Below are 21,524 nucleotides of genomic sequence, written 5' to 3'. Positions count from 1 at the left end.
CCGCGGCTCAGGGTGCCGCCGCGGCGACGTCGTTGCGCCTGAAAAGCGCTGTCGCGCTCCGCTTCACCAGCAGGTAGAACAGCGGCACGAAGAAGATCCCCAGCGCGGTCGCGGCCAGCACTCCGCCGAACACGCCCGTGCCAATGGCCACCTGGCTCGCCGAACCCGCGCCGGTGGCCAGCGCCAGCGGCACCACGCCGGCCAGGAAGGCCAGCGAGGTCATCAGGATCGGCCGCAGCCGCAGGCGGGCGCCTTCGGCCACCGCATCGAGCAACGGCACGCCACGGCGCAGCGCGGCTTCAGCGAACTCGATGATCAGGATCGCGTTCTTCGCCGACAGCCCGATGGTCGCCAGCAGACCGACCTGGAAGTAGATGTCGTTCGAGAGGCCGCGCAGCGACGCGGCGATCACCGCGCCGAGCACGCCCAGCGGTATCACCAGCATCACCGAGAACGGCACAGACCAGCTCTCGTACAGTGCGGCCAGGCACAGGAACACGACGAGGATCGACAGTGCGAACAGCAGCGGTGCCTGCCCGCCCGAGAGCCGCTCCTGGTACGAGAGGCCGCTCCATGCGTGGCCAGTGCCGCGCTGCTTCTTCGCGATGCTTTCCACCGCCGCCATCGCCGTGCCCGAGCTCGTGCCGTGCGAGGCCGCGCCCTGGATCTGCACGGCCGGCAGGCCGTTGTAGCGCTCCAGCTGCGGCGCGCCCTGCGACCAGCGCGTGGTGGCGAAGGCCGAGAACGGCGTCATCGCGCCGGTGGCGCCGCGCACGAACCACTGGCGGATGTCGTCCGGGTCGGAGCGGTAGGGCGCGTCGGCCTGCACGTACACGCGCTTGACGCGGCCGCGGTCGATGAAGTCGTTGACGTAGCTGCCGCCCCAGGCGATGCCCAGCGTGGTGTTCACGTCGTCCAGCGACAGCCGCAGCGCCGAGGCCTTGAGCTGGTCGATGTCGATCTGCAGCTGCGGCGTGCCGGCCACGCCGTTGGCGCGCACGGACTGCAGGCGCTGGTCTTTCTTCGCGTCGCGCACGAGCGACTCGCGCGCCTGCACCAGCCGCTCGGCGCCCATGCCCGAGGTGTCTTGCAGCCAGAACTCGAAGCCGTTGGATTCACCCAGCCCCTCGATCGGCGGCGGCACCATGCCGTAGACCTCGGCGTCGCGCTGCTGCTTCGAAAGCACTGTGCCCGCACGCTCGACGATGGCCTGTGCGCGCTTGTCCGCGTGCCTGCGCTCCGACCAGTCCTTGAACGAGACGAAGGCCATGCCCATGTTCTGCCCCGAGCCGCCGTAGCTCCAGCCCGAGAGCGTGAAGATGGTGTCTGTCGTGTCCTTCTCGGTTTCCAGGAAGTGCTTCTCGACCATGCGGTTCACGGCGTCGGTGCGGCTGCTCGTCGAGCCGGCCGGCAGCGTGAGCTGCACCATCACGCTGCCCTGGTCTTCCTCGGGCAAGAAGCCTCCGGGCAGGCTCAGGTACAGCGCGCCCATGCCGGCCACGATGGCCGCGTACACGGCCGTGAAGCGCAGCGGCTTGCGCAGGATGCGGCCCAGCAGGCCCACGTAGCGACCCTGTGCGGCGTCGAAGCGACGGTTGAAGGCGCCGAGAAAACCGCGCGTGCGCGGCGTGTCGTCGGCCTTCAGGAAGCGAGCGCACAGCGCCGGGATCAGCACGATGGCCACCACCACCGACAGCACCATCGACGCGATGATCGTCACCGAGAACTGCCGGTAGATCACGCCCACCGAGCCGCCGAAGAAAGCCATCGGCAGGAACACCGCCGACACCACCACCGCGATGCCGACCAGCGCGCCGGTGATTTCCTTCATCGACTTGATGGTGGCCGCCTTGGGGTCGAGTCCTTCCTCGTGCATCACGCGCTCGACGTTCTCCACCACCACGATGGCGTCGTCCACCAGCAGGCCGATGGCCAGCACCATGCCGAAGAGCGTGAGCACGTTGATCGAGTAGCCGAAGGCCGCGAGCACGCCGAAGGTGCCCAGCAGCACCACCGGCACGGTGATGGCCGGGATGACCGTGGCACGCCAGTTCTGCAGAAACAGGTACATCACGACCACCACCAGCGCGATGGCCTCCAGCAGCGTCTTGATGACCGACTTGATCGAGATCTTCACGAAGCGCGTGGTGTCTTCCGCGTAGGCCACGCGCAGGCCGGCGGGCAGCGAGGGCTCCATCTCGGCCATGCGCGCCTTCACCGCGCTGGCGGTGGTCAGCGCGTTCGAGCCCGGCGCCAGCATGATGGCCGCGCCCGCGGCGGGGTGGCCGTTCAGCCGCGTGGTCTCGGCGTACGACTCGCTGCCCATCTCCACGCGCGCCACGTCGCCCAGGCGCACCACGGCGCCGTCGGCCTGCGTCTTCAGCACGATGTCGCGGAACTGCGCCGGCGTCTGCAGCCGCGACAGCGCCGTCACCGTGGCATTGAGCTGCTGCTTCGCGGGCGAGGGCCGCGCGCCGATCTCGCCGACCGACACCTGCGTGTTCTGCGCAGCGATGGCGGCGGTCACGTCCGAGGGCATCAGCTGGTAGCTCGCGAGCCGGTGCGGGTCGAGCCAGATGCGCATCGCGTACGCTGCGCCGAAGGCCTGCACCGAGCCCACGCCGTCGACGCGGCTGATGGGGTCGCGCATGTTGCTGGCCATCCAGTCGGCCACGTCGGTGTCGGTGCGGCGGCCGGTCTCGTCGTAGAGCGCCACGATCAGCAGGAAGTTGTTCTGCGACTTCGCGACCGTCACGCCCTGCTGCTGCACCGCCTGCGGCAGGCGGCTGGTGGCCTGGCTGACCTTGTTCTGCACCTGCACCTGCGCCGTGTCGGGGTTGATGCCCTGGCGGAAGGTGACGCTGATCTCGGCCCAGCCGGCCGAGCTGCTGGTCGACTTGAAGTACAGCAGGCCGTCGATGCCCTTGAGCTGCTGCTCGATGACCTGCGTGACGCTGCTTTCCACCGCCTGCGCCGAGGCGCCTGGGTAGTTGGCGGAGACGACGACGGTGGGCGGCGCGATGTCCGGGTACTGCGACACCGGCAGCGTGCGGATGGCCACGCCGCCGGCCAGCATGATCAGGATGGCGATGACCCATGCGAAGACGGGCCGCTGTATGAAGAAGTTGGCGATCACTGGAGTTGTCTCAATCTGCCGAGGAAGGTGCCGCCGCGGCCGACACCGGCACCGGCTTCACCTTGTCGCCGGGGTGGGCGCGCTGCAGGCCGTCGACCACGAGCCGGTCGCCTTCGCGCAGCCCGCTCGTCACGACCCACTGGTCGCCCGCCGCGCTGCGCACTTCGAGCGCGCGCAGCTCGACCTTGTCGCCCGCGCCGACCACCAGCGCGGTGGGTTCGCCCTTCTCGTTGCGCGACACGCCGCGCTGCGGCGCGAGCACGGCCTGCCGCTCCACGCCGGACTCGACCTGCGCGCGCACGTACATGCCGGGCAGCAGCAGCCCTTGCGGGTTGGGGAATTCGGCGCGCAGCGTGACCGAGCCGGTGGCGGCGTCGACGGCCACCTCGGTGAACTTCAGCGTGCCGGCGTGCGGGTAGGGCAGGCCGTCTTCCATGCGCAGGCCCACGCGCGTGCTGGCGGGCGCCATGTCGCCCGAGATGAAGCGGCGCTTGAGCCGGGTGAGCTCGAGGCTGGACTGCACCACGTCGACGTAGATCGGGTCGATGCGCTGGATGGTCGCGAGTGCCGTGGCCTGGCCCGGCGCCACCAGCGCGCCCTCGGTCACGCTGGAGCGGCCGATGCGGCCCGAGATGGGTGCTTCGATGCGCGTGAACTCGAGGTTGATGCGCGCGGCCTTCAGCGCCGCCTTCGCGGCCTTCACGCCGGCCTCGGCCTGCACGAGCGCGGCCTGAGCCTCCTCGTGCTCCTGCCTGCTCACCGCGTTGGCCTTCACCAGTTCGCCGAAGCGCTCCGACTTGCCGCGCAGGCTCGCGATGCTGGCCTGGGCCGTGGCGAGCGCCGCCTGCGCCTGCTCGTGCGCAGCCTCGAAGGGGCCGGGCTCGATCTCGTACAGCACCTGGCCCGCGCGGACCATGCTGCCTTCCTCGAACAGGCGCTTGCGCACGATGCCGTTGACCTGCGGCCGGACCTCGGACACGCGGAAGGCGGCCGTGCGGCCCGAGAGCTCGGTGTGCACGGGCACGTCGCCCGCGTGCAGCGCCATCACGCCGACTTCGGGCGGTGCCGCTTCGGTGTCGGAGGTCTGCCTGGCGCCGCAAGCGGCGAGGGCGAGCAGGGAAAGAGGGAACAGGAGCTTGAAAGTCATGGCTGTCCGGGAACGCGATGCGGCGCGAGCCGGAGTCGTCCGGGTCGCGCATGCTTGATGTTTTGCACTGTTATGGTGCATTGTGCCTGCCGTGCTGCGTTGCAACATGAAGGATTCCTGAGGCTTCCGAGGGATAAGAACCAACGAAAAAGCCCACGCAGGCAGGCGCCCGCCGCCACGTCGATCCGTGACGGCGGGCCCTGCCGCGTGGGCCGGTCGGCTGGCTGGCTCGGAGCTAGCTGGCGCTTTGCTGGCGCCGTCCCAGTGCGAACACCGAGTTCGGCGCGTCGACGACGAAAGGCTTGCGCGTGGCCGGCTGGCCGGCCGGCGTACGCCGGGTCTCGGTCCGCACCGCGGCCTGTACGCCCTTTGCCTTCTGTTCGTCGACAAGGCTTTGCAGCGAGATCGACTTGAGGAACTCGACCGCCCGCAGGTTCACGGTGGCCCAGAGCTCGTCGATTTCGCAGCGGCCCGTTTCGCCCGGCGCGTCGGCATCGCGCCGGTGGGTGGTTTCGGCATCGTGTTCCTCGATCGAGAGGACGATGTCGGCCACGGAAATCTCCGCCGCCTTGCGGCTCAGAGAATACCCGCCGCCCGGACCCCGGGTCGATTCAACCAGGCTGGCGCGCCGCAACTTGCCGAACAGCAGTTCCAGGTACGACAGCGACACGCGCTGGCGCAGGCTGATCGAGGCCAGGGTGACGGGGCCCGAACGGCCGTGCAGGGCGATGTCGATCATCGCGGTGACCGCGAAGCGGCCCTTGGTGGTGAGACGCATGGGATGTTTTCCTTCCTTCGTGGGGAATTACTCGTCCCGGCCGCCGGCGATGCCCAGCAGGGCCAGCAGCGACTGGAAGACGTTGTAGATGCTGAGATACACACCCAGCGTGGCGGAGATGTAGTTGGTTTCCAGGCCGTCCTTCACGCGCTTGAGGTCGTGCAGGATGAAGGCCGAGAAGATGCCGATGGCCAGGACCGACAGCGTCATCATCAGCGCGCTCGACTTCAGGAAGAAGTTGGCGATGCCGGCCACCAGCAGCAGGATGGCGCCGATGAAGAGCCACTTGCCCATGCCCGACAGGTCGCGCTTGATGACGGACGACAGCGTGGCCATGCCGAAGAAGATCGCGCCGGTGCCGGCGAACGCCGTCATCACCAGGCTGGCGCCGTTGGCCAAGCCGAGCACGGTGCCGACCAGGCGAGACAGCATCAGGCCCATGAAGAAGGTGAAGGCCAGCAGCACCGGCACGCCGGCGGCGGTTTCCTTGGTCTTCTCGATGGCGTACATGAAGCCGAAGGCGCCACCGAGGAAGACCATCAGGCCGATGCCCGGCGACATGGCGCGCGAGAAGCCGGTGGAGACGCCGATCCAGGCGCCGAGAACGGTGGGCACCATCGACAGCGCGAGCAGCCAGTAGGTGTTGCGCAGGACGCGGTTGCGCTCCTGCGGCGAGGCGATCGGGAGATCGATGCTGTCGTGATAGGCGGTAGGGCTGTTGTTCATTTTGTGTTGGTTCCTTGAGCTGGACCTGCACCGGCCGCGTGGCGCTCGATGGCGCACGCGAAATGGCACAGGGCCGTGAATGAGATGCGGGGTAGCGGCTGCGAGACGGGCGCCGCAGGTGGCGGACGGCCCGGATCGCACATGGGGAGCCGTGGCGGCTCCCGGTCGCGCAGGCTTTTCGGGCCTAGGCGACGAAGGAAGCGGCGCGGGGTGGCCGCTTGGGTCGCGCCAGGAACGGCGAGACGATGGTGGTCAGGCCGAGTTTCGGCGGCTGTTCCGTGAAGCGCAGCAGCGCGGGCGCGCCGTTGCGGGCGTCGACCAGCTCGGCGTGTTCGGAGCCGGCTTCGTCGATGGAGAGGGTGTCATCCGATGCCTTGTCGGCATCGCTCGCCAACGCCGGGGCGTCGGAGGAGGCGGTGAAGGCGACGCTGACGACCAGCGTCTGGGTGGCCTGAGCGGCCTGCGGGTCAGCGTGCGAATGTGCGGAATGGCCGGCACCCATCATGTTGTGGGCAAGCACGGCGAAGCCGTAGCAGGACAACATGATTGCGAGGACGGTAGCGGCAAACCAGCGGGACATGTAGGGGTATTTTAGCCGTCGCGCATGACGAAGTTCGCGGCGGCGTTTTCAACCGACCTGATCGCACGGATGTTCCGTTCCTCAGGCCGGCGCGGTCGTGGTTTCGCTGCCTTCGGACTGCAGCCATTCCCGTGCGTGGGTGCGCAGGGCGTCTATCTGCAGCCATATCAGACCGAGTTCGGTATGGAAAGTTCGCGCCTGCGGGTCGCCGGCGCTCCCGCTTTCACCTCCGTCGGCAGCGGCCTGCGCCAGCGCGGCGCGTGCAGCCGACTCCGCCTCCGCACCGTCCGTTACATCCACCGCGCCCTTTTCCAGCCCGGCCGCCAGCGCCTCGAGTGCCGCGATCGCCCCTTCGGCCGACGCATGCAGCACCGCCATCTGCGCCGAATCGGGCAGCGCCGCGCGGTGGGCACCCAGCGCCGACAGATAGCTCAGCAGCGTGTGCGAGCGGATCAGGAAGCGCAGCGCCACCCCCGCGCGCGGCCGCACGTAGCCCGGCTCGCGGAACATGTCCGACACGGCGGTCGACAGCGCAGCGTCCGCGTTGTGGTCGTTGCGCCGGGCCAGCCGGTAGTCGAGGTGGTCGCGGGCGCCGGTGCGGTACTGCACGACGATCTGCCGCAGGTAGCCTGCATGGCCGCGCATCGCGGCGGCGGCCAGCTCGTTGATGCGCCGCGCCTGCCAGTGGGGCAGCACCAGCAGCACGGCCAGCCCGGCGATGGCGCTGCCGATGGCGGTGTCGACCAGCCTCGGCACCAGCAGCACGCCGCTGTCGCCGACCTGGTTGAAGCACATCAGCACCAGCAGCGTCATCGATGCGGTGGCCAGCAGGTAGCGCGTGGTGCGGGTCGCGAAGAACAGTACCCCGGCCACCACCGCGAGCACCGACTGCACCAGCGGCTGCGGAAAGAGTTGCAGCAGCGCCCAGCCCGCCACCACGCCGAGCGCGGTGCCGGCAATGCGCTGGCCCATGCGCGCGATGGTGTCGCCATAGCTCTGCTGGCAGACGAAGAGCGTGGTCAGCAGGATCCAGTAGCCCTGCGCCGGGTGGATGGCCTGCATCACGCCATAGCCCGCCACCAGCGCGATCGACAGCCGCAGCGCATGCCGGAAGAGCGGCGAGCGCACGGTGAGCTGGCGCCGCACGCGCTCGACCGCGTCGCGCCACGAGCGCGGCGAGCGGTCGAACAGGCCCATCTCCGTGCGGCCCGCGCGTGCCGAAGGCTGGCTGGCGCCCGCGAGCTGGCCGTCGAGCAGCGCGAGGTTGCGCGCCAGCGCTTCCACGGAAGCCAGCAGGGCGAGCCGCGCAGGGGTATCGGCCCGAGCGCGCTCGTGCTCGATGGCGCTGCGCAGGTCGGCCAGCGCCTGCACGGTTTCCGGGCCCACCTCGAAGGGTTCGCGCCGCGCGACCGACTCGGCCAGCCGCTGGCAGGCCAGCCCCTGCAGGCCCAGCACGCGCTGACAGCGGTAGAGCAGGTCGCTGTGGAAGAAGGCGTCGGCCAGCGCGTTGTAGTCGTCGTGCGAGGAGCTGGCGCGCTCGTGCACGTCCTGCGCGATCAGGTACAGCCCCCGGTAGCGCGAGATGCGCCCGGTCGGCGCCCGCGCGCCGATGCGGCGGAAGATGCTTTCCTTGGCCGCGTTGAGTTCGGTCACCACTTCCGCGTTGAGCTGCGCGAGCGCGAGCCGCTTGCGCTCGATGTCGATGCCGCGCAGCGGCTCGAAGAGCGACGCCTTGAAGCGCACGTAGTTGCCCAGCACCGTGAAGAGCGTCACCAGCCGCGCCTGCACCGGCTGCGCCGGAAAGGCCGCGCACCACAGCACCGAGAAAACGCCGTACCAGGCCGCGCCGGCCACAAGCAGCAGCGGCTCGCGTCCGCGATGCGCCACGCCATGCGAACCCATGTTCTCGATGCCGAGCGTGGCGTACATCGCGAGGATCAGCGTCGCATAAGCGATCGCCTTGTACCGCGCCTCCACCGCGCCGAGCATCGTGAGGCAGAAGGCCGAGAGCGCCAGGCCGGCGATGAACAGCAGCGGCATGCCGAAGGCCGCCTCCACCGCGAAGGCGATGGCAGCGAAGCAGCCCAGCGTGACCAGCTGCGCGCGCAGCCGCCCGCGCCAGCTGTCGTCGGTTTCGGCGAGCGCGCTGGCAATGGCGCCGAGGAACAGGGGAATCACCGCGTCGGGATGGCCGGTCCAGGCGCAAGCCGCCATGAGACTGCCGAGCGTGAGGAGGATGCGCACGGGCTGCGCGCGAGAAGCGAATGACCGCAGCTGCTGGCGCAGCGCGTCCGGAGACAGGGGAAGCATGATGGGCCGATCTTGCACGATGCATGCCACGGCCGCGTGGCACCGGCTCGAAGATTCGACTCTTCTTTCTGTCTCTCTACCTGCTCATCTGCGCGGGCTGCGAAGGAAGCCGTGGCGCGCCGCGATCCAGCGGACTTCGTCTTCGCCGGCCGCGTGGTCCTCGGACAAGCCCGCGAACAGCATCCCGTCCTCGGCCAGCAGGAACCGGCGCGAGTGCGCATCGCCGTCTCCCGGCAGCACGCGCAGCGTGGCCTCGCCGAGTTCGATCCGCTCGCCCGGCGCGGGGAGCACGGCGGAGGCATCTGGCCAGATGTCGCGCAGGGCTTCTTCCGCGTGGCCGTGCGTCGACAGCAGCCATCGCATACGCCCCGGCGCCGCCGCGACGAGCGCCTCGATGTGCGCGGGGCTCGCGGGCAACGCGTCGATCAACGCCCAGTCGCCGCCCGACGTGCCCACGAAGTAGCTGTGCACCAGCGCGCCCGAGGCATCGCCCGCTTCACCAGTGACCCGCAGCACCCGGGCCGAGAGCCGCATCGCCAGCCCGGCCTCGTGCGCGTAGCGCCCGCCGCCCTGGCCGTCGGGGTCGACATGGCCGACTTCCTCGTATGCGGGTTCCTCCATGTTCACTGGCCGCCGCCCCTTGGGGCCGTCCGCCAGCCGGGGCATGACGCGCGGAATGTGCTTGAGGTCGCGCGCATGCGTCATGAGCCCGGCCACGCTGTCGAACTGCGCAAGGCCCTCGAGGATGCGCCGCGTCACGTTCATCAGCTTGAGTCCGCGCGCCGGCGCCACGGCCTCGGAGGGGCGCAGCCACATGTGCTCGACCGTCTCGCGGCCGTCCGGACGCACGCTCTGCACCTCGGGCATCGTCGCGAGAAAGAAGCGCGTGTCGAAGCGCCGCGGCATGCCCGGCGGCGTGAGCCAGTGCGAGAAGTACGCGAGCCGGTCGGTCGCGAGCTTCCAGCCGTTCTGCCTGCACAGGGAGAGCAGGGCATCGGTGCCTTGCTCCGCCGCCTGGCGCATGGCCGCGAGCTGCGCGGGCGGCAGTTCGTCCAGAGCCACGATCTGGCCGGCGGCGTCGGTCGCGAACAGCACGCCGGCTTCCTCGAAGCATTCGCGGATCGCGGCCGCGTAGTAGTCGAGGCCGCCCTCGGACAGGCCCAGGCGTGCGCTTGCGGCACCGTCGTCGAGGCCGCTGCAGCTTTCGTGCAGGCCCCGGTCGTGCGCGTCGATCACTCCGCCCGGAAACACGCTGGCGCCGCTGTTCTGGTCGTCGGCCTTCTCGGCCCGCCGCAGCATCAGCACCTCGAGGCCGTCGCTTCCGTCGCGCAGGACGATGAGGGTGGCCGCCATCCGCACGGGGCGCGGCGAAGCGGGCAGGGACGAGGCATCCGGTGATCTGGCGGTCATGCCCGCATTGTCGCGCCGGCCGCTGCTGCCAAGGTGACAGCGCAAGGGCCCCGCTGTCGCGCGGAAGACCGTGCGAAACGCGGCGTGCGACTTACCGTCAAGGCACGCAAACACATCGACTCTTGCTGAAGGACGCACCATGCATTTCGAATTCACGCCCCGGGTGATCGCGCTGCGCGAGGAACTGCTCCGGTTCATGGACGAGTACGTCTATCCGAACGAGAAGCGCCACGAGGAGGAGCTGGCCGCCAACGCCCGCGCCGGCCGCCCCTACGCCGAGCTGCCGATGATGGCCGGCCTGAAGGCCAAGGCGCGCGAGCGCGGGCTGTGGAACCTGTTCCTGCCCGAGTCGGAGCACGGGCCCGGCCTGAGCAACGTCGAGTACGCGCCGCTGTGCGAGATCATGGGGCGGCGCTACTGGAGCTCCGAGATCTTCAACTGCTCCGCGCCCGACACCGGCAACATGGAAGTGCTGGCGCGCTACGGCACCAAGGCGCAGCAGGAGCGCTGGCTGAAGCCGCTGCTGGCCGGCGAGATCCGCTCCTCCTTCGCGATGACCGAGCCCGAGGTGGCCTCGAGCGACGCCACCAACATCCGCTGCAGCATCCGCCGCGAGGGCGACGAGTACGTCATCAACGGCCGCAAGTGGTACATCACCGGCGCGATGAACGAGCGTTGCGAGATCTTCGTGCTGATGGGCAAGACCGACCCCGACAACGCCGACCGCCACAAGCAGCAGTCGATGATCCTCGTGCCCAAGAACACGCCCGGCGTGACCATCGTGCGCGACATGGCGCTGCTGGGCGTGTACGACCCGCCCTTCGGCCATCCCGAGATCGTGTTCGAGAACGTGCGCGTGCCGGTCGAGAACATCCTGCTCGGCGAAGGCCGCGGCTTCGAGATCGCGCAGGGCCGCCTCGGGCCGGGCCGCATCCACCACTGCATGCGCGCCATCGGCATGGCAGAGGCCGCGCTGGAGATGATGTGCCAGCGCCTGGTGTCGCGCACCGCCTTCCACAAGCCGCTGTCGGAGCAGGGCGTCTGGCGCGAGCGCATCGCCGAGTCGCGCATGCTCATCGAGCAGTCGCGCTGGATGGTGCTCAACGCCGCCTACCGCATGGACACCGTGGGCAACAAGGTCGCAGCGAAGGAGATCGCGATGATCAAGGTGCTCACGCCCAACAACTGCGTGAAGGTGGTCGACTGGGCCATGCAGGCCTTCGGCGCCATGGGCCTGAGCCAGGACACGCTGCTCACGAACTTCTACGCCTACGAGCGGCACCTGCGCGTGGCCGACGGTCCCGACGAGGTGCACCGCAACGCGATCGCCAAGCAGGAGCTGGCGGCGTACCAGTAAGAAGGAAAAAAGGAAGAAGGCGACCGCCGCGCCGGTCAGTCGCGCACTTCCAGCGTCAACGACACCTCGGCCGCGCCTCCGCGCGGCAGCGACACGACGCCGACGGTCGTTCGGGCCGGCAGCGGTGCCTCGGCAAAGACCTGCCGCAGCAGGGCCGAGGCCGCGTCCATCACTTTCGCGTGCTCCGCGAAATCGCCGCCGGTCCGGAGATACCCGTTCAGCGTGACGACGCGGGCGACGCGCGAGAGGCTGCCCAGTTCCTCCCGCGCGGCGCGCAGCAGAGCGGCAACGGCGGCCACCGCTGCGCGCTGGCCGTGCGCCACGTCGTCCGGCCCCCGCAGCGGCCCGGCAATGACTTCGCCGTTCTCGCGCCCGACAACGCCGCTCGAATGCCACAGGTTGCCGGCCTTCGAGAAGGTGGCGTAGGTTCCGGAAGGACTGGCACGCGCAGCTTCCGGCGGGCAGAGCACTTCCAGGCGCAGATCCTCCGGTGGCTCCTCGCAGCATTCACCGCCGACCCGGCAGCCTTCCTGCGCCATCGCTTCCGACGGCAAGCCCACATGAATGGCGGAAGGCGAACCCATGGCTTCGCCCTGTCGCACCGTCACCGTGAGTGCGTCCCCGCCGACCAGGCTCAGGCGGCGCAAGCCCCATGCGAGTGCCGCCGCGGCGATGCCCGTGGCCGCATCTTCGGGATAGCCGGAGGATTTCGGAAACTGCCGTGCGCTGACCGCGCAGCCCTCGCCCTGCGACATCGCGTATGGATACAGGCCGGTCGAGCCCAGCCGCTCGCACAGCGACTCGACACGCGCGAAGTCCACGCGCAGGCCGTGCAGCTGCTGCGCGTCCGCCAGTCGCACCAGCGTCTTCACGCGGCTGGTCGCGGCGTTGAGCACGGGCCCCACGATGCGCGCCGCATCGATGCCCAGGCACTGTGCGATTTCGTCGACCAGGGCCTGCTGCGTCACTTCCTCGACCACCGCGCGCGGCTGGCTGATCTGTACCGTGCCGTCGACGCGCTGGCCCGTCACGGTGCCGCTCAGCGTCTGGATGGCGATCGGCGAGCCGTCCCATTCGCCGCGCCGGTGCAGCAGCCAGAGCGCGCCTACGGTGGCGTGGCCGCACATCTCCATTTCGTGGTTGGGCACGAAGTAGCGCATGCGCAGGGCATGCGCAGGCGTTTCGGGCTTGAGCACGAAGACCGATTCATGCCCGCTGCGCCGCGTGTATTCCTGCATCTGCGCGGTCGAGAGCGCGTCGGCATCGAGCCAGACCGGCGCGGGATTGCCGCCGGTTCCAGGGTCGGCCCCCACGAAGACGCGGATGTTGTGGGCGTGCGGAAGGTGGGTCGTCGTCATCTTCATTCGGCCTTTGCATTCACCGAGCGCGCGATGCCGCCCCAGAGCTGGATGTCGCTGCGTATCTGTGCCTGGAACGCATCGGGCGGCACGGTCCACGGCGTCACGCCCTTGGACTGCATGTCGGCGCGCAGGGCCGCATCGCGCATGGCCGCGTCGAGCGCCGCGCGCAGTCGCTGCACCACCGGCTGCGGTGTGGCCGCCGGCGCCATCAGGCCATACCAGAGCTGCGGCCTGAAGCCCTTGATGCCGGCCTGCTCGAAGGTAGGCAGGCCCTCGAAGCCGGCCGAGGGCTCGCTGATCGCCAGCGCCCGCATGCGGCCGCCGCGCACCTGCGCGAGCAGCGAGGGCGGGTTGTCGAACAGCGCCTGGATCTGGCCCGCCATCAGGTCGGCCTGCGCGGGGGCCGCGCCGCGGTAGGGCACATGGGTCATCTCGATGCCGGTGCGCTGCTTGAAGAGCTCGCCCGCCAGATGGCTCAGGCTGCCGTTGCCGATGCTGCCGTAGTTGAGCGCCTGCGGATGGGCCTTGGCGTAGTCGACCAAGCCCTTCACGTCGCGCGCCGCCAGCGAGGGCGTCACCACCAGCACGAAGGGCGTGGTGCCGATGGTGCCTATGGGCACGAGGTCCTTGACCGGGTCGTAGGGCAGCTTTGGGTACACCGCGTCGGCGGAGGCGATGGTCGAGGTGGTGGCGGCCACCAGCGTGTAGCCGTCGGGGTTCGCCTTCGCGCCGAAGCCGGTGCCCACGGTGCCGCCGGCGCCGGAGCGGTTGTCGATGATCACCGACACGCCGAGGGAGGTCTGCAGCCGCTGCTGCACCGAGCGGAAGATCACGTCCGTGCCGCCGCCGGCGGGGAAGGGTACGATGATCGTCACCGGCTTGGCCGGATAGGCCGTTTCCGGGGCCGACCACGAGGCGGCGGGGCCGTACAGGATGCCGGCGGCTGCCAGCCCGATGAGCGCGCGGCGGCGCAGTGCTTGGGGTTTCATGTTTCTTGCTTGCGGGAGTGGTGTTTCCCGATTCTGTTGAGCGTGCGCGAACGCGCGCGGCCGATTGCGACATGCACGAGTTCAATTGCGACAAGGAGTGGCCATGCACCTGACGAACACCCGCATACCGGCGCCGCGCCAGTCGCTGTTCGTCGAGCGCCTGTCGCACCACGCCACCATGGTCGCGAACGCGCGCGAGCGCTATGCCACCGACACCCACGTGCACGACTGCGACATGCTCTTCGTGCCGCTGGCGGGACGCTTCAGCGTCAGCGATGCGCAGGGCGGCGCGCAGACCCTGGGCCCGGGGCACTTCCTCTGGTTCGCCGCCGGCAGCGCGCATTCGACCACCACGCTCACGGCGGGGCAGACGCACGTCGCGGTCTATGTGGACCCCGGGCTGTGGGCGACCGCGCTGCAGGCGCAGGGAGTTTCGGCTCCATTGCAGGGCATGCGCGCGGGCAGCACGGCGCTGCGTGCGCTGTCGCAGCGGATGTTCGAGTCGGCGAAGGCCGGCACCGCGGAGAACTACGCGCTGTGCGGCGCGCTCGTCATGGAGGCGGCGCGGCTTGGCGGCAATCCGCTGTCGGACGGCGATCCCACCTCGGCATTGCTGGTGGCCGAGCTGCTCGCGGAGGCCATCGAAGCCGATCTTTCACAGCCGCTGTCGCTGGAGGCCTTCGCGCAGCAGCACCGTCTTTCGCGCCGGCAGGTGGAGCGCGTCTTCCGCGCGAAGTACGGCGTGTCGCCGCTGGCCTACCTGCAGCGCAGGCGGCTGGAGCGCGCGGAGTATCTGCTCAGAAACACGTGCGATTCGGTGCTTTCCATCGCGCTGCAGGTGGGCTGGGAGTCGGGCTCGTACCTGTCCCGGATGCTGGAGAAGACCTGGGCGAAGACCGCCACGCAGATCCGCGCCTCGGGTCTCGCCGGCAGCGGCGACTAGGGCCTGTTCACACTATTTCCAGGGTTGCGTTGGCGCTCCTGGCGTGTGCGCATGCACACGCGTCGTCGCGCGCCTTGATTGGCCCGCCCTGGCTGCCCTTCGCGACCCCGGAAATAGTGTGAACAGGCCCTAGCCCGCCGGCGCCTCCCACGCGAAGCCCACGCCATACACCGACCGTATCCAGTCATGCTCCGGCGTCACGGCGCCGAGCTTGCGGCGCAGGTTCTTCACATGGCTGTCGATGGCGCGTTCCGTCACGTCGACCGTGTCGTCGTAGGCCAGCTCGAGCAGGCGGGCGCGCGAGAAGATGCGGCCCGGGTGCCGCGAGAGCACCTGCAGCAGCCCGAACTCGCGCCGCGTGAGGTTCAGCGGCGTGCCTTCGAGCGACGCGCGCCAGTGCACGTCGTCCAGCACCAGCCCCGGTGCGTCGTTCTGCGAGCCCGAGCCCAGCGCCAGGCCCGGCGCGGTGCGGCGCAGCACCGCGCGAACGCGCGCCACCAGCTCGCGCGGGGAGAAGGGCTTGCACACGTAGTCGTCGGCGCCGAGTTCCAGGCCCAGCAGCCGGTCGACCTCCTCGATGCGCGCGGTCAGCATGATGATCGGGTGCGTCGTGTGCTCGCGCGCGCGGCGCAGCACCTCGATGCCGTCGAGCCGCGGCAGCATGATGTCCAGCAGCGTGAGGTCGGGCGGCGTCGCGACGATGCTTTCGAGCGCGCTCTGCCCGTCGATGAAGTGCTCGGTTTCGTAGCCCGCGTGGCGCAGGTAGTCCTGCACCACCGAGGCGATGTCGGTTTCGTCTTCGACGATGACGATGCGTGTCATGACGTTGCTGCCAGTGGAAGGGTGAGGGTCAGGCGCAGGCCGCCCAGGGGCGAGGCCGACGCGTCGATGGTGCCGCCGTGCGCCTCGATGGTCGCGCGGCAGATGGAAAGGCCCAGCCCCGAGCCGCCGAGTTCGCGGCTGCGCGAGGTCTCGCCGCGGAACAGCCGGTCGAAGAGGCGAGGCAGCTCGGCCTCGGGCACGCCCGGCGCGCTGTCGTCGAACACTAGCGTGATGCGGTTGCCGGTCCACGCGCCATCGACCAGGACATCGATGTGCAACTCGCCGCCCTGGTCGGTGTAGGCCAGCGTGTTCTCCAGCAGGTTCATGAAGACCTGGTGCAGCCGGTGCGCGTCGCCCTCGACGGCGGGTTGCGCCGATGCCCCGATGCGGTCGATGGCGCGGCGGTCCACCGTGATGCCGCGCGCGGCGAAGCGGTCGCGGGTGTGGTCGAGCGCCTCCTTCAGCAGCGACAACGGAAACACCGTGGCCGTGAGCAGGTCGTTCTGCGGCTCGCGCATGCTGCTTCGCAGGTCGTCGACCAGCTGGCCCAGGCGGATCACCTGCCGGTGCAGCCGCAGGGCGGTGCGTTCGTCGAAGGTGCGCACGCCGTCCTGCAGCGCCTCGATTTCCGCGCGCATGGCGGCCAGCGGCGTGCGCAGCTCGTGGGCCGCGTCGGCCAGCCAGGCACGGCGCGAGGCCTCCATGGTGTCGAGCCGTTGCGCCATGTCGTTGAAGGTGCGGCCCAGCAGCGCCAGCTCGTCCGAGCCCTGCACCGCGACGCGGGTGGAAAGCCGGCCGCGCGCCACGTCCTGCGCGGCCTGGGTGAGCTCGTCGATGGGCCTGAACCAGCGGCGCGCCAGCAGCCACGAGAGCACCAGCGCGAAGCCGAGGCCGCACAGGCCGGTGAGCACGATCACGCCGGACTGCCGCGCGACGAAGGCTCGGTCGGCTTCGCTCTCCAGGCCCTGCAGCGGCGTCAGCGCCAGGTAGCCGATGACGGTGCGGTCGCGGCGGATCGGCGTGCGCGCGGCGTTCGCGAGGTCGACCTCGGCGCCCACCACGCGCGAGCCGTGCGCGTCGAGCAGGGCCAGCCGCTGGAAGATGGAGTCCGGCATGTCGCGCGGATCGCGGAAGAACCACGGCGGCGGCACGGTCGGCAGCCGGCGCGGCGTCAGCTCGAGCTGGGGCGACGACAGCCCCGAATCCGAGGGCGGCGGGGGCGGCGGCCTGCCGCCGTCGGCGCCTTCGCCACCACCACCGCCGTCAGGGGGAGGATTCCCGCGCATGGTGCGGTACTCGTACCAAGGCGGCAGCCGCCGTTCGTCGCCATTGCCGTTGCCGCTGCCGGCGGTGTCGAGCGCGGCGGCCATCCGGCCCATCTGCAGGCGGCGCCAGGCGTCGTCGTTGTTGTGCAGGCCCTTCCAGTCGCCGTTGGTGGCGTAGTACTTCTGCAGCTGCTGCGCGAGCCAGTCCATGCGCCGGATCTCGATCTCGGCCACGTAGGAGCCCAGGCCGCGCTGCAGCGCGATGATCGACAGGCCCGCGAAACTGATCAGCAGCACGATCAACAGCGCGGCCAGCGCCAGGAAGATCTTTCTGGAAAGGGTCAGGTGAGGCATGGGCTCGGGGGAGGCATTGCCGCATTCTGCGGCATGCATGGCGGACGGGCGAGGGGAAGCAGGGTGGGTCGACAGCCGATCATCGCGGCCGAATGTGGAGGAATCTGGGAGAAATGTTCTCCATCATTTCTCCCCGATCGGGCTGCACGATGCGTCCCATGACTCCGCACATGGACCTGCCGCTGTCGCTGCTGCTGGCGATCACGGTGTTTTTCTGGCTGCTCGCCCAGGCCTGGACACTGATCGTCTTCTGGGCGGAGAGCCGGGCCACGCGGCCCTCCCCGCCCGATGCGGCGGAAGAAGAAAAACGCACTCCATGACGACTCTTCCCGAATCCCAGGCGCCCATCGGGCGCCGCGGCCTGCTGGCCGCCCTCGGCGCGGCCGGCCTCTCGGCCGCCGCGAGCCCGGCACCCGCCGCCGCGCGGCAACTGCCGCTTACCGCGCAGACCACCGAAGGGCCCTACTACCTCGACCTTGCCCTGGAGCGTTCGGACATCACCGAAGGACTCGACGGCGTGCCGCTCGAGGTGCGCTTCACCGTGTGCGACGCGGCCGGCCGTCCGCTGCCGAAGCTGCGCGTGGACCTCTGGCACTGCGACGCGCAGGGCCGCTACTCGGGCTTCGGCGAGCAGGGCGACGACCGCGCGCTCTCCTTCGAGGGCAAGACCTTCCTGCGTGGCAGCCAGCGCACCGACCGCGAGGGCGCGGTTTTCTTCCGCAGCGTGTATCCGGGCTGGTACGCGGGGCGCACCACGCACATCCACTTCAAGGTGATCAACGGCGCCCGTGCGGTGCTCACCTCCCAGTTCTTCCTGCCCGATGCGCTCAGCGAGTTCCTCTACACGCAGGTCTCGCCCTATCAGCGCTCGCGGCTGCGCGACACGCTGAACAGCGCCGACGGCATCGCGCTGAAGGCCGGAGCCACGGTGCTCGGCTCGGTGCGCGAGGAGCGCCAGCGCTATGTCGCCACGCTCGCGCTGGTGGTCGACCCGGCGGCGAGCCCGGCGATCGACCGGCCGCCGCGTCCCGGCGGTCCGCCGCATGCGGGGATGCCCCCCGGAGGCATGCCGCCCGACGGCCTGCGCATGCCGCGTCCGCGCTCGCCGGAGGGCGCGGCGCGCATACGCGCGATCGTGCCGCCGCGCGCCGAAGGCTGAGTGCCTGGCCTCTTTCAGGCCGGCCGCTCCGCGAAGCTGAAGCCCACGCCGTAGACCGAGCGGATCCACTCGTGCGAAGGCACGGCGGCCGCCAGCTTCTTGCGCAGGTTCTTGATGTGGCCGTCCACGGCGCGCTCGTTGACGTCGAAGGCTTCCGGAAACGCCGCCTCGAGCAGCTTGGAGCGCGTGAACACCCGGCCCGGGTCGCGCGACAGCGCCCGCAGCAGCAGCAGTTCGCGGCGCGTCAGCGTCAGCGCCTGCCCTTCCAGGCAGGCATTGCCGCGCGGATCGTCGAAGCGCACGGCCGTCGAGGGCCTGGCGACGCTGTCGCGCCACTGCGAGTGCCGGCGCAGCACCGTCTGGATACGCGCCACCACCTCGCGCGGCGAGAAGGGCTTGCAGACATAGTCGTCGGCACCCATGTCCAGCGCCAGCAGGCGGTCGGCCTCGTGGCTGCGCCCCGTCAGCATGATGATCGGGTGGTTGCAGTGCGATCGCACCTTCTCCAGCACCCGGATGCCGTCGATGCGCGGCGGCACCACGTCCAGCAGGGTGAGCGCCGGGGGCTCGCCCAGGATGCGCTCCAGCGCGGCCTCGCCGTCGCCGATGCGCTCGATCTCATGGCCTGCGCCGAGCAGGTGGCCCAGCAGCAGCGAGGCGCTGTCGTGGCGTTCGTCCTCCACCAGCAGGATTCGACCCATGGCCAGGACTCCTTGCGCTCAGAACGAGGTTCCGATCTGGAACTGGAAGCGCTGCGTGCGGTCGGCCGCGATGTTGTTGGCCGTGTCTTCCTTCTGGTAGATCAGAGGCACCGCATAGGCCAGCCGCAGCGGGCCCAGCGGCGAGATCCAGCTGATGCCGATGCCGGTGGAGGCGCGGATGCGGTTCTGCGCCTTCCATTGCGCATCCGTCATGCCGGCCGTGCGATCGGCGAACACGTTGCCCGCGTCGAAGAAGGTGTACAGCCGCAGCGTCTTGTCGTTGCCCGCGCCAGGGAAGGGCGTGCTGAACTCCATGTTGAAGATCGCCTTGCGCGTGCCGCCGAGCGCGCCTTCGGTGACCGAGTCCTTCGGGCCCAGCGAGTTCTGCTCGAAGCCGCGGATCGAGCCCAGGCCGCCGGCGTAGAAGTTCTTGAAGATCGGATAGGTGCTGTCGCCCAGCGCGCGCGCATAGCCGAGCTGGCCGTTGATGGCCAGCGTGTACTGCTTCGACAGCGGGAAGTACTGCTGGTACTGGTAGTTGGTCTTCAGGTAGCGCAGCTCGCTGCCCACGCCCATCTCGAGGTTGGCGCTCTGCAGGCGGCCGCGCGTGGGCACCAGCGCGCTGTCGCGGTCGTCGCGCGACCAGCCCAGCGTGGCGGGGATGGCGATCATGCTCGACTTGGCGCAGCTCACGCTCGGGGCGGTGCCCGTGCACTTGAAGTAGTCGAGGTACGCCTGCGGCGTGGCGGTGTACACGTACGAGCCGTCGACCAGCGTGTAGGTGCCGTTGGTGCCGGGCGTGAACGACCAGCGCTCCAGCCCGATGCCCAGGAACACCGTGTCCTGCTCGCCCACCGGGAAGCCGAAGCGCACCGAGCCGCCGTCGCTCGCGAGCTTGTAGTTGCCGTCGGCCTCGTAATAGGGGCGCGTGGTGGTGTGGAACACGTTCAGCGTGCGCGAGATGCCGTCCTTGGTGAAGTACGGGTCGGTCGCCGTGAGCGAGATGGTGCGGTTGTACGAACTGGTGTTCACGCTCAGGCCCAGGTAGTTGCCGCTGCCGAACACGTTCTCCTGCGTGATACCGAAGGTCAGAGAGACCTTGTCGGTGGAGGAGTAGCCCGCGCCCAGCTGCAGCGAGCCGGTGGGCTTCTCGGTCACGTTCACGGCCAGGTCGACCTGGTCGGGCGAGCCGGGCACGTCGACGGTATCGACGTTCACGTCGGTGAAGAAGCCCAGGCGGTCGACGCGGTCGCGCGAGGCGCGGATCTTGTTGCCGTCGTACCAGGCGCCCTCGTACTGGCGGAACTCGCGGCGGATCACTTCGTCGCGCGTCCTGGAGTTGCCGCCGATGTTGATGCGCCGCACGTAGGCGCGGCGCGAAGCCTCGGCCCTCAGCACCAGCGTCACGCGGTTGTTCGCGCGGTCTATCTCCGGGTCGGCCTTCACGCGCGCGAAGGCGTAGCCGAAGGTGCCGAAGTAGTCGGTGAAGGCCTTGGTGGTGGCGGCCACGTCCTCGCCGTTGTAGGGCCGACCGGGGCGGATGGTCACCAGCGTCTTGAACTCGTCCTCGTGGCCCATGTAGTCGCCCGCGAGCTTCACGCCGGCCACCACGAACTTCTCGCCTTCCGTGATGTTGATCGTGAGGGTCAGCGTCTGCCGGTCGGGCGAGATGGCGACCTGCGTCGAGTCGATGCGGAACTCCAGGTAGCCGCGCGTGATGTAGTAGGAGCGCAGCGTCTCCAGGTCGCCGTTGAACTTGGTGCGCGAGTACTGGTTGGACTTGGTGTACCAGTCGAGCCAGCCGCCCGTGTCCTGGTCGAACAGGTCGAGCAGCGTGCTCTCGCTGAAGGCCTTGTTGCCGACCACGTGCACTTCCTTGATGCGCGCGGGCTCGCCCTCGGTCACCGTGAAGGTCAGGTTCACGCGGTTCTTCTCCAGCGGCGTGACGGTGGTGATGACCTGCGCGTTGTAGAGGCTGCGGCTGATGTACTGCCGCTTGAGCTCCTGCTCGGCACGGTCGGCGAGCGCCTTGTCGTAGGCCTGCCCGTCGGCCAGCCCGATCTCGCGCAGCGCCTTCTGCAGCGCGGCCTTGTCGAATTCCTTGGTTCCCACGAAGTCGACGTCGGCGATGGTGGGGCGCTCTTCCACCACCACCACCAGCACGTTGCCGTTCACGTCGATGCGCACGTCCTTGAAGAGGCCGAGCTTGAACAGCTCGCGGATGGCGGCGCTGCCGCGTTCGTCGCTGTAGGTGTCGCCGGCTCGCAGGCCCATGGTGGCGAAGACGGTGCCGGCTTCGACGCGCTGAAGGCCTTCGAGCCGGATGTCCCTGATGGTGAACGGATCGAATGCCCAGGCGGGAGAAGCGGCGATGGAGGCAAGCAGCACGGCTGCAGCTGCGAGTGACTTGGGAAACTGCATCGCCGCATGGTTCCCGCCAATGTCGGAGAAATTTGGGACTTTTCCCCGCCCGCCCCGGAGTGCTC

At 69.5% G+C, this 21,524-nt stretch carries 17 protein-coding genes; 4 read left to right on the top strand and 13 right to left on the bottom strand.

What is annotated here, in order from left to right; translation table 11 throughout:
- Positions 1-7: 7 nt before the first annotated feature.
- From ABL840_RS32195 to ABL840_RS32165, 7 genes are all read right to left on the bottom strand, one after another.
- The gene (locus ABL840_RS32195; RefSeq protein WP_176947656.1) at positions 8-3,133 is read right to left on the bottom strand and encodes an efflux RND transporter permease subunit; all 3,126 of its coding nucleotides are present in this window, start codon (positions 3,131-3,133) and stop codon (positions 8-10) included.
- 13 nt (positions 3,134-3,146) lie between these two features.
- Positions 3,147-4,283 (bottom strand): efflux RND transporter periplasmic adaptor subunit, encoded by a 1,137-nt coding sequence (locus ABL840_RS32190; RefSeq protein WP_093307378.1) that lies wholly within the window; start codon positions 4,281-4,283, stop codon positions 3,147-3,149.
- Between the two features lie 235 nt (positions 4,284-4,518).
- Positions 4,519-5,061: an Rrf2 family transcriptional regulator gene (locus ABL840_RS32185; protein ID WP_093209786.1), complete on the bottom strand. Its 543-nt coding sequence runs from the start codon at positions 5,059-5,061 to the stop codon at positions 4,519-4,521.
- Between the two features lie 27 nt (positions 5,062-5,088).
- Positions 5,089-5,787 (bottom strand): Bax inhibitor-1/YccA family protein, encoded by a 699-nt coding sequence (locus ABL840_RS32180; RefSeq protein ID WP_093307377.1) that lies wholly within the window; start codon positions 5,785-5,787, stop codon positions 5,089-5,091.
- Between the two features lie 184 nt (positions 5,788-5,971).
- Positions 5,972-6,367, bottom strand: coding sequence for a hypothetical protein (locus ABL840_RS32175; protein ID WP_418116079.1), 396 nt, complete (start codon positions 6,365-6,367; stop codon positions 5,972-5,974).
- Between the two features lie 81 nt (positions 6,368-6,448).
- Positions 6,449-8,677 (bottom strand): YccS family putative transporter, encoded by a 2,229-nt coding sequence (gene yccS / locus ABL840_RS32170; protein ID WP_093307450.1) that lies wholly within the window; start codon positions 8,675-8,677, stop codon positions 6,449-6,451.
- 84 nt (positions 8,678-8,761) lie between these two features.
- On the bottom strand, positions 8,762-10,087 hold the full coding sequence (locus ABL840_RS32165; RefSeq protein WP_093307375.1) for an NUDIX domain-containing protein: 1,326 nt from the start codon (positions 10,085-10,087) through the stop codon (positions 8,762-8,764).
- Positions 10,088-10,226: 139 nt separating this feature from the next.
- On the opposite strand from ABL840_RS32165, the gene ABL840_RS32160 reads away from it, so the two are divergent.
- A complete protein-coding gene (locus tag ABL840_RS32160) occupies positions 10,227-11,444 on the top strand; it encodes an acyl-CoA dehydrogenase family protein (RefSeq protein WP_093307374.1) in 1,218 nt (405 codons plus the stop codon).
- Positions 11,445-11,479: 35 nt separating this feature from the next.
- On the opposite strand, the gene ABL840_RS32155 is transcribed toward ABL840_RS32160, so the two are convergent.
- Both ABL840_RS32155 and ABL840_RS32150 read right to left on the bottom strand, forming a co-directional pair.
- A complete protein-coding gene (locus ABL840_RS32155; protein ID WP_143093999.1) occupies positions 11,480-12,802 on the bottom strand; it encodes a PhzF family phenazine biosynthesis isomerase in 1,323 nt (440 codons plus the stop codon).
- 2 nt (positions 12,803-12,804) lie between these two features.
- Entirely contained in the window at positions 12,805-13,794 is a 990-nt protein-coding gene (locus tag ABL840_RS32150) for a Bug family tripartite tricarboxylate transporter substrate binding protein (protein WP_093307373.1), read from the bottom strand.
- Between the two features lie 103 nt (positions 13,795-13,897).
- Here ABL840_RS32150 and ABL840_RS32145 point away from each other — a divergent pair, with 103 nt between their 5' ends.
- On the top strand, positions 13,898-14,737 hold the full coding sequence (locus ABL840_RS32145; protein ID WP_093307372.1) for an AraC family transcriptional regulator: 840 nt from the start codon (positions 13,898-13,900) through the stop codon (positions 14,735-14,737).
- A gap of 129 nt (positions 14,738-14,866) precedes the next feature.
- On the opposite strand, the gene ABL840_RS32140 is transcribed toward ABL840_RS32145, so the two are convergent.
- Both ABL840_RS32140 and ABL840_RS32135 read right to left on the bottom strand, forming a co-directional pair.
- Complete coding sequence (locus ABL840_RS32140) at positions 14,867-15,559, bottom strand: response regulator (RefSeq protein ID WP_093307371.1); 693 nt, start codon at positions 15,557-15,559, stop codon at positions 14,867-14,869.
- Entirely contained in the window at positions 15,556-17,178 is a 1,623-nt protein-coding gene (locus ABL840_RS32135) for an ATP-binding protein (protein ID WP_093307370.1), read from the bottom strand. The genes ABL840_RS32140 and ABL840_RS32135 overlap by 4 nt, the downstream gene beginning before the upstream one ends.
- A 170-nt stretch (positions 17,179-17,348) precedes the next feature.
- Between ABL840_RS32135 and ABL840_RS32130 the strand changes: the two genes are divergently transcribed.
- The gene (locus tag ABL840_RS32130; protein WP_418116078.1) at positions 17,349-17,498 is read left to right on the top strand and encodes a hypothetical protein; all 150 of its coding nucleotides are present in this window, start codon (positions 17,349-17,351) and stop codon (positions 17,496-17,498) included.
- A complete protein-coding gene (locus ABL840_RS32125) occupies positions 17,495-18,337 on the top strand; it encodes an intradiol ring-cleavage dioxygenase (RefSeq protein ID WP_093307368.1) in 843 nt (280 codons plus the stop codon). Before ABL840_RS32130 ends, ABL840_RS32125 begins: the two co-directional genes overlap by 4 nt.
- Before the next feature lie 14 nt (positions 18,338-18,351).
- Here the strand turns inward: ABL840_RS32125 and ABL840_RS32120 are convergent, their stop codons facing one another.
- On the bottom strand, positions 18,352-19,038 hold the full coding sequence (locus tag ABL840_RS32120; RefSeq protein WP_093209769.1) for a winged helix-turn-helix domain-containing protein: 687 nt from the start codon (positions 19,036-19,038) through the stop codon (positions 18,352-18,354).
- 18 nt (positions 19,039-19,056) lie between these two features.
- On the bottom strand, positions 19,057-21,459 hold the full coding sequence (bamA, locus tag ABL840_RS32115) for an outer membrane protein assembly factor BamA (RefSeq protein ID WP_093307367.1): 2,403 nt from the start codon (positions 21,457-21,459) through the stop codon (positions 19,057-19,059).
- Positions 21,460-21,524 lie beyond the last annotated feature (65 nt).

Source organism: Variovorax sp. NFACC27, from assembly GCF_048301545.1.
Lineage (GTDB): Bacteria > Pseudomonadota > Gammaproteobacteria > Burkholderiales > Burkholderiaceae_C > Variovorax > Variovorax gossypii.
The sequence above is the reverse complement of the archived record's forward strand: the minus strand, read 5'-3'. Positions and strand labels throughout refer to the sequence as shown.